At 59.5% G+C, this 12,513-nt stretch carries 15 protein-coding genes; 11 read left to right on the top strand and 4 right to left on the bottom strand.

Features of this window, described 5'->3' with window-relative positions:
* Window positions 1–12 precede the first annotated feature (12 nt).
* The 4 genes from hisG to BM155_RS01030 all read right to left on the bottom strand — a co-directional run bounded on the left by hisG (window position 13) and on the right by BM155_RS01030 (window position 3,032).
* Complete coding sequence (hisG, locus tag BM155_RS01045; RefSeq protein ID WP_074900588.1) at window positions 13–642, bottom strand: ATP phosphoribosyltransferase; 630 nt, start codon at window positions 640–642, stop codon at window positions 13–15.
* 107 nt (window positions 643–749) lie between these two features.
* Window positions 750–2,012, bottom strand: a complete 1,263-nt coding sequence (gene murA, locus BM155_RS01040; RefSeq protein ID WP_067152214.1) for a UDP-N-acetylglucosamine 1-carboxyvinyltransferase — start codon at window positions 2,010–2,012, stop codon at window positions 750–752.
* Between the two features lie 36 nt (window positions 2,013–2,048).
* A complete protein-coding gene (locus BM155_RS01035) occupies window positions 2,049–2,282 on the bottom strand; it encodes a BolA family protein (RefSeq protein ID WP_067152212.1) in 234 nt (77 codons plus the stop codon).
* Window positions 2,283–2,378: 96 nt separating this feature from the next.
* Window positions 2,379–3,032, bottom strand: coding sequence for an MlaC/ttg2D family ABC transporter substrate-binding protein (locus tag BM155_RS01030; protein WP_074900912.1), 654 nt, complete (start codon window positions 3,030–3,032; stop codon window positions 2,379–2,381).
* Window positions 3,033–3,376: 344 nt separating this feature from the next.
* Between BM155_RS01030 and BM155_RS01025 the strand changes: the two genes are divergently transcribed.
* The 11 genes from BM155_RS01025 (at window position 3,377) to mgtE (ending at window position 12,505) form a co-directional block, all read left to right on the top strand.
* A complete protein-coding gene (locus BM155_RS01025; RefSeq protein ID WP_067152210.1) occupies window positions 3,377–4,348 on the top strand; it encodes a KpsF/GutQ family sugar-phosphate isomerase in 972 nt (323 codons plus the stop codon).
* Between the two features lie 164 nt (window positions 4,349–4,512).
* Entirely contained in the window at window positions 4,513–5,052 is a 540-nt protein-coding gene (locus BM155_RS01020) for a KdsC family phosphatase (protein WP_067152208.1), read from the top strand.
* Complete coding sequence (lptC, locus tag BM155_RS01015) at window positions 5,052–5,618, top strand: LPS export ABC transporter periplasmic protein LptC (RefSeq protein ID WP_067152206.1); 567 nt, start codon at window positions 5,052–5,054, stop codon at window positions 5,616–5,618. The genes BM155_RS01020 and lptC overlap by 1 nt, the downstream gene beginning before the upstream one ends.
* Window positions 5,605–6,153 (top strand): lipopolysaccharide transport periplasmic protein LptA, encoded by a 549-nt coding sequence (gene lptA, locus BM155_RS01010; protein ID WP_074900585.1) that lies wholly within the window; start codon window positions 5,605–5,607, stop codon window positions 6,151–6,153. Before lptC ends, lptA begins: the two co-directional genes overlap by 14 nt.
* Window positions 6,154–6,294: 141 nt before the next feature.
* A complete protein-coding gene (gene lptB, locus BM155_RS01005; protein WP_067157483.1) occupies window positions 6,295–7,020 on the top strand; it encodes an LPS export ABC transporter ATP-binding protein in 726 nt (241 codons plus the stop codon).
* 285 nt (window positions 7,021–7,305) lie between these two features.
* Window positions 7,306–8,754, top strand: coding sequence for an RNA polymerase factor sigma-54 (locus BM155_RS01000; protein ID WP_067152202.1), 1,449 nt, complete (start codon window positions 7,306–7,308; stop codon window positions 8,752–8,754).
* A gap of 218 nt (window positions 8,755–8,972) precedes the next feature.
* Window positions 8,973–9,263, top strand: coding sequence for a ribosome hibernation-promoting factor, HPF/YfiA family (gene hpf / locus BM155_RS00995; RefSeq protein ID WP_067152200.1), 291 nt, complete (start codon window positions 8,973–8,975; stop codon window positions 9,261–9,263).
* Between the two features lie 2 nt (window positions 9,264–9,265).
* Complete coding sequence (ptsN, locus tag BM155_RS00990; RefSeq protein WP_067152199.1) at window positions 9,266–9,727, top strand: PTS IIA-like nitrogen regulatory protein PtsN; 462 nt, start codon at window positions 9,266–9,268, stop codon at window positions 9,725–9,727.
* A gap of 101 nt (window positions 9,728–9,828) precedes the next feature.
* Window positions 9,829–10,710, top strand: coding sequence for an RNase adapter RapZ (gene rapZ / locus BM155_RS00985; protein ID WP_067152197.1), 882 nt, complete (start codon window positions 9,829–9,831; stop codon window positions 10,708–10,710).
* 20 nt (window positions 10,711–10,730) lie between these two features.
* Window positions 10,731–11,000, top strand: a complete 270-nt coding sequence (locus BM155_RS00980; RefSeq protein WP_074900583.1) for an HPr family phosphocarrier protein — start codon at window positions 10,731–10,733, stop codon at window positions 10,998–11,000.
* A gap of 161 nt (window positions 11,001–11,161) precedes the next feature.
* Window positions 11,162–12,505 carry a magnesium transporter gene (gene mgtE, locus BM155_RS00975; protein WP_407939291.1) on the top strand — a complete coding sequence of 448 codons (1,344 nt, stop codon included), beginning with the start codon at window positions 11,162–11,164 and terminating at the stop codon, window positions 12,503–12,505.
* The last annotated feature ends 8 nt before the right edge of the window (window positions 12,506–12,513 follow it).

Here is a 12,513-nt window from a genome sequence, read left to right as displayed (position 1 = left end):
TTGTTTGCAAGGTTAATTTTTCTTTGCGGCGGCGGCGAGCTTTTCAATCAGGGCATTGATGGGCTGGTACTTCATCTTCATCGACGCCTTGTTGACGATCAGGCGACTGCTGATATGAGCAATGGTGTCCCGGGGTTCCAGGCCGTTGGCTTTCAGCGTATTGCCGGTGTCGACGATATCGACTATCTCATCCGCCAAATCCATCAGCGGCGCGAGTTCCATGGCGCCGTACAGTTTGATGATATCCGCCTGGCGCCCCTGGGCCGCGTAGTAACGCTTGGCACTGCGCACAAACTTCGTGGCCACTTTGATACGTCCCTGCGGCAGCTCCACCCCCTTGACACCGGCGGTCATCAGTCGGCAGCGGGCGATACCCAAATCGAGCGGTTCGTAGATACCGTCGGCGCCGTGCTCAAGCAGCGTATCCTTGCCGGCAACCCCCATATCCGCGGCGCCGTGCTGCACATAGGTGGGCACATCCACGCCACGCAAAATCAGCAGGCGCACGCCCTGCTGATTGGTGGGAAAAATCAGCTTGCGGCTGCGCGAAATATCCTCCAGCGGCTCGAGCCCCGCGGCTGCGAGCAATGGCAGGGTCTCCTTGAGGATTCGCCCCTTGGTCAGCGCAATGGTGATCTGCATAGCTGTTATCGCTTATAAGTCATTTCGATTTATTCAGTGGCGGCGGATAGAAACGCAAAAGCCAGATGCCGGTAGCGGAACCTCGCGACAACCGGCTCCCGTCTAGGTCAACCAGGCACTCGGCGAATATTCGCTCCCAGTTGCCGCAACTTTTCCTCAATGCACTCGTAACCGCGGTCAATGTGGTAGATGCGATCCACGACAGTGGTACCTTCGGCCACAATGCCGGCAATCACCAGGCTGGCGGAAGCGCGCAGATCGGAAGCCATCACTGGTGCCCCCTTGAGTTTCTCCACCCCAGTGACAATGGCGGTATTGCCCTCCAGAAGGATATTGGCCCCCATCCGATTGAGCTCGTGCACCTGGATCAAACGGTTCTCGAAAATGGTTTCCACCACTGCACCCTTGCCCTCGGCCACAGCATTCATCGCAGTAAACTGGGACTGCATATCGGTGGGAAACGCGGGATAGGGCGCCGTGCGGAAACTGACCGCCTTTGGCCGGTTGCCCTTCATATCCAGCTCAATCCAATCATCTCCGCAAGAGATATGCGCACCGGCCTCCTCGAACTTAACCAATACGGCATCGAGAATATCCGCACGAGTGTGCGTCAAACGCACTCTGCCGCGCGCCGCTGCAGCGGCAGCGAGGAAGGTCCCCGTTTCTATGCGGTCTGGCATCACAGTAAAGGAGCAGGGACTGAGGCGCGGTACGCCGTGCACCCGCAGGGTATCTGTACCCACACCTTCAATCTGCGCCCCCATGGCGATCAAGAACTCCGCCAGGTCGACGATTTCCGGCTCCCGCGCGGCGTTGTGCAGCACCGTGGTACCCTCCGCCAGCACCGCCGCCATTAAGAGATTTTCCGTGCCCCCAACGGTAACCTTTTCCATCACGATATTGGCGCCTTTGAGACGACCGTTGGAGCGGGCGCGGATAAAACCGCCGTCAATCGTGATCTCCGCCCCCATGGCCTCCAGTCCCTTTAGGTGGATATCCACCGGGCGGCTACCGATGGCACAACCGCCGGGAAAGGAGACGTTGGCCACCCCGTGGCGGGCCAACAGAGGCCCCAGCACCAAGATGGAGGCGCGCATTGTCTTCACCAGCTCATAAGGTGCCGTGAGATCGTTGACTGGACGAGGATCAATCTCCACCCCCAGTTTTTCGTCGACGGTAACCTCGCAACCCATGCACCGCAGCAGGGTGATCATAGTGGTGATATCGTTCAGGTGCGGCAAATTGTGGATCTGTACTGGCCCGTCCGCCAGCAATGCCGCGGCGAGGATCGGCAGCGCGGCGTTCTTGGCCCCTGAAATTTTCAGGGTGCCGGCAATAGGGCTGCCGCCCTCGATAATTAATTTGTCCATTCGGCTTAGCGTCTGTTTGTCCGATTGAGCGGCGACCTAACGGCCAGCCTCTTCAGGGGTGAGCGTCTGCATCTGAACCGCATGCAGGGTGCCGTCGGCGATCTTGTCGCTGAGCGCCGCATAGACCAGTTGCTGTTTCTTCAGCCGGCTCAAACCTTCAAAAGCGGGACTCACTACGGTCACCATCAGGTGGCTGCCTTCGAAAGCGACCTCGGCGCGGCTGTCGGGGATCTGCCCCTCGATCAGGGCTTTGATATCATCGGCTTGCATAGGTGGGAAAAACGTTGCGTTGAAACCAGCGCGCAAGTGTACTGGAAACCAGCGGGCCGCGCAGCAGCCGCCGCGCGCATCCCGCAGATGGGCAGATTACCCGACCTGGTCAGCGACCTCCTCAGCTGCGGACCAGTTGCTGATCACCTTGTCTATATCGCCGTAAGTTTGCATGGATTGGGCGAACTGACTGCGGAAAGTTTTGCCAAGGTTAACGCCGTTCAAAATCACGTTGATCAATTTCCACTGACCGGCGCGGTTGCGCACCAGCGTGTAAGAAACCTTGGTCACCCCTTCCTTACTGCGCACTTCCTGCAACACATTGACACGATTGCCGTTGGGAGTGGAGCCAGGATTGACCACCTTCACATCCATACTTCCAAAACCGGCCACACCGCGGGCAAAAGTCGCTACCAGATCGCGCCGGAAAGTACTAGCGAAGCGCGCGCGCTGGTCTGCAGTCGCCTGTTTCGCATAACGCCCCATCACTCCGCGGGCGATAAAATTAAAATCCACGACGGGGTTCAGAACGCTGTCCACCGCGCTGTAATAGCGCTGCGGGTCTGACTCCAGATACTGAGCATTGGCGCGGATCACCCCCAGCAAATTCTCGGAAACCCCTTCGATCATGGCGTAGGGGTTCTGGGCGGCGCTTGCGGCGGAGGCCCAGGCGGATACGAATAGAGTGCACAAAGCGGCCCTCAGCCAAGCTGCAAATCCCACTCGACCATTCAATGACAATACGTTCACACAAATTCTCCCGTTGGCAAATCGATCCTTGGACGCAAAAAGGGCATCAAAGTGCCCCGCGTCGCCGCTATTACAGATAACCGCCATTCTTCCGCAGCCCTCCGGATCATCCATTGACCGGCGGAGCTGACAGCGGCGGCGGCAAACTATACCATGGCCGCGCCCTGCGTTGTGGCGGCACGTCGTAGCTATGCTCCGCTCCGCCTCGCCGAGCGTCGTACAAATCATCCTATAGATGAGGTTAGCACGCCGGAGAGACACCGGGGCCAAACCCGGCACCAGCTGCCACAAGACGGCAGCTCTGCACAGATTTTCACATTAAAGACTGAAATCAGAGACAACCGATGACCCAGGACCTGATCTTACAAGCGGGACGCCGCACCGTGCTGATGGAAACGGAAGCCGTCACCAAGCTGGAAGAACGTATCAATGGAGACTTCAAGCGCGCCTGCGAGCTCATCCTACAGTGCGGCGGCCGCACTATCGTCACTGGCATGGGCAAATCCGGACACATCGGCCGCAAGATCGCCGCCACTCTGGCCAGCACCGGCACCCCGAGCTTTTTCGTGCACCCGGGCGAGGCCAGCCACGGCGACCTGGGCATGATCACCCGCGATGACTTGGTCATCGCCATTTCCAACTCTGGTACCTCCGCCGAAGTACTGACCCTGCTGCCACTGCTGAAGCGGCTGGGTATCCCCATGATCAGTATGACCGGCAAGGCTGACTCTCCCTTGGCACAAGCGGCGGATGTCAATTTGGATATCGCCGTGGAAACTGAGGCCTGCCCCCTTGGACTGGCTCCCACCTCATCTACCACCGTAACCCTGGTGATGGGCGACGCCCTGGCGGTTGCGCTGCTGGAAGCACGGGGTTTCTCTGCCGAAGACTTCGCCTTCTCCCACCCCGGCGGCGCCCTGGGCAGGCGCTTGCTACTAAAAGTAGAGGACGTCATGCATTCCGGCGATGAACTGCCACAAGTCTCCCCCGAGACACTGCTGCCAAAAGCCCTGCTGGAGATGACTAGCAAGGGATTCGGCATGACCACAGTGGTCGATCATAAAGGTTCTCTACTCGGTGTCTTCACCGACGGTGACCTGCGCCGGGTTATCGACCACAAAGTGGAACTGGATAAGGCGACCATGGACCAAGTCATGAGCCGCCGCCCTAAAACTGTCTCTGCAGAAACTCTGGCGGCAGAGGCCCTACGCATCATGGAAGACCACAAAATTACCGCTCTGGTGGTAGAAGGCGAGGAACACCAACCAGTGGGCGTGGTGCATATGCACGATATACTGCGCGCCGGGGTGATTTGATCCACCGCCGCACAAACACCGATACTCTATACACAAGCACCGCCCCCGGAACATTTTGCAAAACTCGGTACGACACCGGGCAACGACAGCAAGCACAGGGTTTACTCACCCACGGCAAAAAACCGGCGGCGAGGCCCCACAAATACATTAAGGACAAGTCACCTGTGACCTCAGAAAAAAAACTCACTCAAGCCCTGAAAAAAGTCCGCTGGCTGGTACTGGATGTGGATGGTGTGCTGACCGATGGCAAGTTGAGTTTCGACAGCAGTGGCAACGAACTCAAAAGCTTTAACACCCTGGACGGCCACGGCATCAAAATGCTGCAGAAGTCCGGTGTACGCGTTGCCATTATCACGGGCCGGCGCAGCACCGTGGTGGAGCGGCGCGCGCACGAACTGGGGATCGAAAAACTAATCCAGGGGCGCGAGGACAAATTCTCCGCATTGCAAGAGCTATTTACCGACGAGCCCTGCTGCCTGGAAAATATCGCCTACATGGGCGACGACTACCCGGACCTACTGGTAATGACCCGTATCGGCTGCCCCATCTCCGTTCCCAACGCCGCACCGCCAGTGCGCGAGCGGGCTCTGTGGATCACCCAGGCCCGCGGCGGCGAGGGCGCAGTACGCGAAGTCTGCGACCGCATAATGCAGGCCCAGGGTACCTTTGACGCCGCCCTGGCGCCCTACCTCGGAGAAGAGTAATGCGCAGTTGGCTGCCCCTGGTCGCCGTGGTACTGCTGATCAGTGCCGGACTCTGGTTTGCAGAGAGCCCGCCGCAACAGCTGCTCGGCAAGCGCCCCACTCCCCAGCAACAGAAAAAGGCTGCGGATCTGATTATCCGCGACGCCCGCACGCGCCACTTCAACGAAGAGGGCACCCTCGCCTATCGCGTAGACGCGGATCAGATCACCTATTTCCAGTTCGAGCGCCGGGACCGCGCCGATCTGACCGAGCCGCGCTTTCTCTTCTACCAGGCGCACCAACCCAAGTGGCGCACCGAGTCCAGAAGCGGTGTCGCCCACAATAATGGCGAGCGGGTGGTATTGCGCGGCGATGTCAAAATCAACGAACTGCCGGAAGCGGGAGGCATCCGCCTGGATACCCAGGCCATCACTATCAAACCGCGCCAGGAATACGCTGAGACAGACAAAGTTGTTACCATTACCGCCGGCCCCAATATCACCTCCGGCAAGGGCCTGCGCGCCTTCCTCAAGGAGGACCGGGTGGAAATCCTCTCCGATGTTAAGAGCAGCTATGAAAGCAAATAAACTCCGTCATCTGTGGCTCATCGCCGCCATTGCCCTGCTGCTTCCGGGCACCCGGGGCCTGGCTCTGCCACAGGATCGCGAGCAACCGATCAAAGTGCAGGCCAAGAAGCTGGAAGCCAACCGCGGCAAAAATCTTTCCGTCTACAGCGGCGACGTGGTCATCACCCAGGGTTCACTGCAGATCCGCGCCGACCGCGTGGAAGTGCACGGCAACGCCACTGGCGAGATCAGCCGCGTGATCGCCACCGGTCGGCCGGCGCACTTTCAACAGCAGATGGTACAGAGCCAGAACCCAGTGAAGGCGCGGGCGCGACGTATCGAATTCACTGTCAGCACCGACGAGCTGCACCTGATCGGCGATGCCCACGTAAACCGGGACGGCAATACCCTGACTGCGGAAAAAATCGACTACGACCTGAAAAGCGAAGAGATGCAGGCCCAGGGACAGTCCGGCGACGGGCGCGTGGAAATGATCTGGAAGCCGGAAAAAAAGAATAGCGACCAACAAACCGACGAGGGCCAACAGCAGCAATAACCCGCTCCCTTTATCTTGGCGCGGAAACCCGATCCCCGCGGCGCCTCGCCGCCGGGAGCACTCCCGCGAAGGGTTATAAGCGGCGGAACCTCCATGAAACGGGCCAAAGAGCCGGTCCTAAAATCAAACTCGGAATACACTATGCCAACGCTGAAAGCGTTACACCTCGCCAAACAATACAAAAAAAGAAAAGTCGTCCAGGACGTCTCCATCAACGTAACCAGCGGCCAGGTGGTCGGTCTGCTCGGTCCCAACGGCGCCGGCAAAACCACCTGCTTTTACATGATCGCCGGATTGGTGCAGGCCGACGCAGGCCAGGTCCTGATCGACGACGAGGATATTACCCGTCTTTCCATGCACGGGCGTGCGCACAAAGGCCTTGGCTACCTGCCCCAGGAAGCCTCGGTGTTCCGCCGTCTCTCCGTGCGCGACAACATCCTCGCCATCCTGGAAACCCGCAAGGACCTGAGCCGGACCGAACGGCAGCAACGCGTGCGGGAACTGCTGCAAGAGTTCAACATCACCCACATTGAGAACAGCCTCGGCATGGCTCTATCCGGCGGTGAACGCCGCCGTGTTGAGATCGCCCGGGCCCTGGCCACGGACCCCGATTTCGTACTGCTTGACGAACCTTTCGCCGGTGTAGACCCCATTTCAGTCAATGATATCAAGCAGATTATCCGTCACTTGCGCGAACGCGGTATCGGCGTACTGATCACCGACCACAACGTGCGCGAGACCCTGGATATCTGCGAAACCGCCTACATAGTGAGCGAAGGACACATTATCGCCGCCGGCACCCCCGAAGAGGTGCTCGCCAACCAGCAGGTGCGAGAGGTCTATCTGGGTCACGAATTCACGATCTAGGGCCCCAGATCATTCACACGGGAGCTGCGGTGGGCTTCGGGGCGCTCAGGCCCCGAATTCACTCACTCCCGAATGAACGCCGCACGCGATTGACAACCCAACGCGGTAGCTGCCCCCAAGTCGGTGGATACGCGGAAAACAGCTTGCCGTAACACTCCCCAACCCCCACCAGCGACTAAAAAGTCGGCACAGTTATTGCTTGTAATCCGCTTTGTAGAGGGTTAGTCTGCGACATCTTGGATTTTTAGCAAATTCATCCGCCACAAGATTTCGCAGTCCCTCACTATGAAGCAGTCTCTCCAGCTAAAGCTTGGCACTCAGCTGACCATGACACCCCAGTTGCAGCAGGCTATCCGGCTGCTGCAACTGTCGACTCTGGATCTTCAGCAAGAGGTGCAATCGGCGCTGGACAGCAACCCCCTGCTGGAAGTCGACGGAGAGGAACCTGCCCAGGCGGAAAATACCGGCGAGCAGTCGACGGATCCGACGGGGACCGAACAAGGGAATGTGGAGGCCGGAGAAGCGGATAGCGGCGACTGGAGCCAGAATATTCCCGATGAGCTGCCCGTGGATACCCGCTGGGAAGATATCTACAGCAGTGGCAGCTACAGCGGCGGCGACGGTGAGGAAGTGGCTCTGGAACAGCGCAACGCCGCCTCCGACAGTCTGCACGATCACCTGCTCTGGCAACTCAACCTCACCTCCCTGTCCGTTCAGGACAAGCTGATCGGCGAGAACCTGATCGACGGCATAGCGCCGAACGGCTTCCTGGAAACGCCACCGGCCGATATCGCCGCGGCCCTTGAGGTGGAGGAAGACGAAGTCCTGGCGGTGCTCAAGACCATTCAGCAATTCGACCCCACAGGCTGCGGAGCCCGCGACCTGCGCGAATGCATGCTGCTGCAACTGCGCCAGTTACCGCCCGACACTCCCTGGCTGGAGCAAGCGCTGACAGTGGTCGAACAGCACCTGGACCTGCTCGGCAAGCGCGACTTCCGCACCCTCAGCCGCCGCACCCGCCTCAACGAGCAACAGCTCGGAGAGGTGATGCGCCTGATCCAGACATTGACCCCCAATCCCGGGGAAGCCTTCGGTGGCGAAGATCCTCAGTACGTGATTCCGGATATCATCGTCCGCCGCAAGGAGCAGCGCTGGCTGGTGGAGCTAAACCCCGAGACCACGCCCCGCCTGCGCATCAACAGCAATTACGCGTCACTGATCAGGCGCGCCGACAACTCCAGTGACAACAATTTCCTGCGCGATCACCTGCAGGAAGCGCGGTGGTTTCTCAAGAGTCTGCAGAGCCGCAATGAAACTCTGCTGAAAGTGGCCACCAGCATCGTCGAAAAGCAACAGGGCTTTTTCGAACATGGCCCCGAGGCGATGAAACCCATGGTGCTGGCGGATATCGCCGAGACTATCGGCATGCACGAATCCACTATCTCCCGCGTCACCACCCAGAAGTATATGCTCACCCCCCGCGGCGTCTTCGAGCTCAAATATTTCTTCTCCAGCCATGTGAGCACTGACTCCGGCGAGGAAGCCTCCTCCACCGCGATCCGAGCCCTGATCCGCAAACTGATCGATGCGGAACAACCGCGCAAACCCCTGTCAGACAACAAAATCAGCCAGGAACTCGGCAAACAGGGTATCAAGGTGGCGCGCCGCACTGTGGCCAAATACCGCGAGGCGATGGGCATCCCGTCTTCCAGTGAGCGCAAGCGGTTGGTATAAAGCGCAGCACCTTCAATACCGCCGCGACACCCAACACAACGCGGCAATACTGACCATTGACCTTTAGGTGGTCACATTACCGGGGCGTTCCGCTCCACCCCATGCGCGACCGACGTCCAAACTTTGAGTGTATGCTTCCATTCTGGCGCACTTCCTTGTAGGGTTGCGGCCCAAACGGGAGGGCGCCGCCTAGCGATGCGCTCAAAAAGGAGATATCCATGCAGATCAACATTAGTGGCCACCACCTGGATCTCACTCCTCCCATTCGCGACTACTGCGAAAGCAAGCTGGAAAAGCTCTCCCGACACTACGACAACATCACCACCGCGCAGGTAATCCTGTCCGTGGACAAACTGATCCAGAAAGCCGAGGCCAGAGTACACGTCAACGGGCATGACCTTTGCGCGGGATCTGAAGACAAAGATATCTACGCGGCCATAGACGCCCTCGCCGACAAGCTGGATCGCCAACTGAAAAAATACAAAGAGAAGTTGCAGAGCCACCGCTGACTATGACACTGGACGCACTACTTTCTCCCCGCCTGACCCTCTGTCACTTGGCGGGGAGCAGCAAAAAGAAGTTGCTGCTCGACATCGCCCAGGCCATCGCCGAGCAGTATCCACAACACGATGCCGATACCATTTTTAACCAGCTGATCGCCCGCGAGCGCCTCGGCTCTACCGGGATTGGTGACGGTGTGGCTATTCCCCACTGTCGCCTGCCCGGCTGCGAGCGCCCCATCGGCGTACTCTGTACCACTGAACCGGCGATAGACTTCGATGCCGCCGACCGCCAACCGGTGGATCTGCTATTTGCCCTTTTGGTCCCGGAAAACTCTGAGCAGGAACACCTGGACACCCTGGCGGAAATTGCCGCCCTGTTCAGCGACAGCCGGATCAGGGAAAAACTCCGCCAAGCCCGGACCAATGACGAACTCTACGCACTGGCAATCAACAGCACTGCCGCTGCATAATCTGTACCGGAGCGGGGACCGCCGTAAAACCCTCGCCCAGGTCATCCTACACAGATAAGCTATCGTTGCCTGACCACAAAGCGCTGAAAAAGGACCGCCCAATGCGCCTGGTAATTATCAGCGGCCGCTCCGGCTCCGGAAAAAGCTCCGCCCTGCAATTGCTGGAAGATGTCGGCTTCAACTGTATCGACAACCTGCCCGCCAGCCTGCTGCCCGAACTGGTGCGGCGGGTGCGCGAGCACCCCCCAGCGGACGAGACCCGCGAGGCCCCCGACGGCCCCCGCCTGGCGCTCGGCATAGACGCGCGCAACCTGTGGCAGGACGTGCAACAGGCACCGCGGGTCATCGGCCAGCTGCGCGAAAGCGGCCTGCAGTGCGATGTCATATACCTGGACGCCCGCTCCCCGGTACTGGTGCAGCGTTTTAGTGAAACCCGGCGCAAGCACCCGCTCTCCGACAACCGGACCCACCTGCTCGAAGCCCTGAATCGGGAGAAGGAGCTGCTCGCCCCGCTGGCGGCCATGGCCGATCTAGTCATCGACACCAGTAGTCTCAGCCTTCACCAACTGCGCGATCTGGTGAAGAACCGGGTGGTTGGGAAAAAATCACCGGGCATGGCGATCCTCTTCCAGTCCTTCGGCTTTAAACACGGCGTGCCCGTGGACGCAGACCTGGTATTCGACCTGCGCTGCCTGCCCAACCCCTACTGGGTGGCTGAGCTGCGCCAAAAGACCGGCCAGGACCCAGAAGTCGTAGAATTTCTGCGCGCCCAGCCGGAAACAGATGCAATGGAGCGGGACATTACAAACTTCCTGCAGCACTGGCTGCCCTCCTATCAGCAGAGCAACCGCAGCTATACTTGCGTCGCCGTCGGCTGCACCGGAGGCCGACACCGCTCCGTGTACATGGTCGAGCAACTGGCGAAAACCTTTGCCGTCCAATTCGATAATGTGCAAATTCGCCATCGCGAACAACAGAGGTAACCTCGGAAAACAGATCCCCCATGCAAAAAAGCCGCCTCCAGTTAGTCAACAAACTCGGGCTGCACGCCCGAGCCGCCAGCAAGTTTGCACAGACTTGCGCGCGATTCTCCGCCGACGTGAAGGTGCAATGCAACGGCAAGTGCGTGGACGGGAAGAGTGTCATGGCGCTGATGCTGCTAGCCGCGGGGAAGGGTACAGAATTGGAGCTGGAAGTTACCGGCCGCGACGAGGAAGACGCACTGAACGCGATTACCAAACTGGTGGCGGACCGTTTCGGCGAGGCGGAATAAAGCAGTTCCACGCAGAAGCAGCCTCCCCTCTCCACAATCGATTTCCACACGCACTGATAGTATGATCGCGGTCACCGGCCAAGCCCCATTAGAGGGTTGAGCCGCGCATTTAGTGTCCTGTTTCAAGAGGTTCCTCCGTGCCCAACCAACCCCCGGCTGATATCAAGTTCCGCGCGCAAAACCAGCTGGGTGAGTTGTTCGCCGCGCTCGACAGCGGCACCGGGCGTGAAGTGCGGCGCATGCTCAGCACCCTGACACCGCAGAGCGTTGCGCAACTGCTGGAGAGCTCACCGCCACGTATCCGCCAAGTACTGTGGAAACTGATCGACCACGAAGTCGAAGGCGAGGTATTGCAGGAACTAAGCGACGACGTGCGCAGCCAGATACTCGCCACCATGGACACAGAGGAAATGGTGGCGGTGATGGAAGGGCTCGATGCCGACGACGTCGCCGATATACTCCAGGACCTGCCCGAGCGGGTAATGGCCGAAGTCCTCTCCGCCATGAGCGAGACGGACCGAGCGCGCGTGGAGGACGTTCTCGCCTATGATGAGGAAACCGCCGGCGGCCTGATGGACACGGATACCATCTCCGTGCGCCCCAATCTGAGCCTGGATGTGGTATTGCGCTATCTGCGCCGCCACGAGCAGCTGCCCGAGTCCACCGACAGCCTCTTTGTAGTCAACCGCAAAGGTCAGTACATCGGCCTACTGCCCCTATCCAAACTGCTGACCACGGACCCCTCGGTGACAGTACGCGAGGTGGTGAACACCGATGTGGACCCCATTCCCGCGGATATGCCCGACACAGAAGTCGCGCGGCTGTTCGAGAAATACGACTGGATCACCGCACCGGTGGTGGACGAGGACAACCGCCTGGTCGGCCGTATTACCATCGACGACGTGGTGGACGTGATCCGCGAAGATGCCGATCACTCACTGATGAGTCTCGCCGGCCTGGACGAAGAAGAGGACACCTTCGCCCCTGTGCGGCGCACCGCCCGCCGGCGCGCTGTCTGGCTGGGCATCAACCTGCTCACCGCGCTGCTGGCATCCTGGGTAATCAGCCTCTTCCAGGGCACTCTGGATAAAGTGGTGGCACTGGCGGTGCTGATGCCAATCGTCGCCAGCATGGGGGGTGTCGCCGGTAGCCAGACACTCACAGTAGTCATCCGCGGCATGGCCCTGGGGCAGATCGGCCGCAGTAACTTAAACTGGCTGCTGTCCAGAGAGCTGGGAGCCGCGGCCCTGAATGCATTGCTCTGGTCACTGGTGATGGGGGCGATCACCGCGCTGTGGTTCAATGACAGCCGCATAGCACTGGTGATCGTCGCCGCCATGGTGATCAATCTGCTCACCGCCGCCCTCGCCGGCGCCATACTGCCAGTGGCCCTGCGCGCCATGCGCATAGATCCGGCGCTGGCCGGTGGTGTGGCCCTGACCACAGTTACCGACGTTGTAGGCTTTTTGTCCTTCCTCGGTCTGGCCACCTGGTATTTCGCTTAACGCATTAC

Origin of the sequence: Microbulbifer thermotolerans, assembly GCF_900112305.1 — a bacterium.
GTDB lineage: Bacteria > Pseudomonadota > Gammaproteobacteria > Pseudomonadales > Cellvibrionaceae > Microbulbifer > Microbulbifer thermotolerans.
The sequence above is the reverse complement of the archived record's forward strand: the minus strand, read 5'-3'. Positions and strand labels throughout refer to the sequence as shown.

What these genes read in the sequence shown, in the direction of transcription:
- hisG (WP_074900588.1), bottom strand. Translation starts at nt 642, where the DNA reads ATGCAGATCACCATTGCGCTGACCAAGGGGCGAATCCTCAAGGAGACC.
- murA (WP_067152214.1), bottom strand. Translation starts at nt 2,012, where the DNA reads ATGGACAAATTAATTATCGAGGGCGGCAGCCCTATTGCCGGCACCCTG.
- BM155_RS01035 (WP_067152212.1), bottom strand. Translation starts at nt 2,282, where the DNA reads ATGCAAGCCGATGATATCAAAGCCCTGATCGAGGGGCAGATCCCCGAC.
- BM155_RS01025 (WP_067152210.1), top strand. Translation starts at nt 3,377, where the DNA reads ATGACCCAGGACCTGATCTTACAAGCGGGACGCCGCACCGTGCTGATG.
- lptC (WP_067152206.1), top strand. Translation starts at nt 5,052, where the DNA reads ATGCGCAGTTGGCTGCCCCTGGTCGCCGTGGTACTGCTGATCAGTGCC.
- lptA (WP_074900585.1), top strand. Translation starts at nt 5,605, where the DNA reads ATGAAAGCAAATAAACTCCGTCATCTGTGGCTCATCGCCGCCATTGCC.
- lptB (WP_067157483.1), top strand. Translation starts at nt 6,295, where the DNA reads ATGCCAACGCTGAAAGCGTTACACCTCGCCAAACAATACAAAAAAAGA.
- BM155_RS01000 (WP_067152202.1), top strand. Translation starts at nt 7,306, where the DNA reads ATGAAGCAGTCTCTCCAGCTAAAGCTTGGCACTCAGCTGACCATGACA.
- hpf (WP_067152200.1), top strand. Translation starts at nt 8,973, where the DNA reads ATGCAGATCAACATTAGTGGCCACCACCTGGATCTCACTCCTCCCATT.
- ptsN (WP_067152199.1), top strand. Translation starts at nt 9,266, where the DNA reads ATGACACTGGACGCACTACTTTCTCCCCGCCTGACCCTCTGTCACTTG.
- rapZ (WP_067152197.1), top strand. Translation starts at nt 9,829, where the DNA reads ATGCGCCTGGTAATTATCAGCGGCCGCTCCGGCTCCGGAAAAAGCTCC.
- BM155_RS00980 (WP_074900583.1), top strand. Translation starts at nt 10,731, where the DNA reads ATGCAAAAAAGCCGCCTCCAGTTAGTCAACAAACTCGGGCTGCACGCC.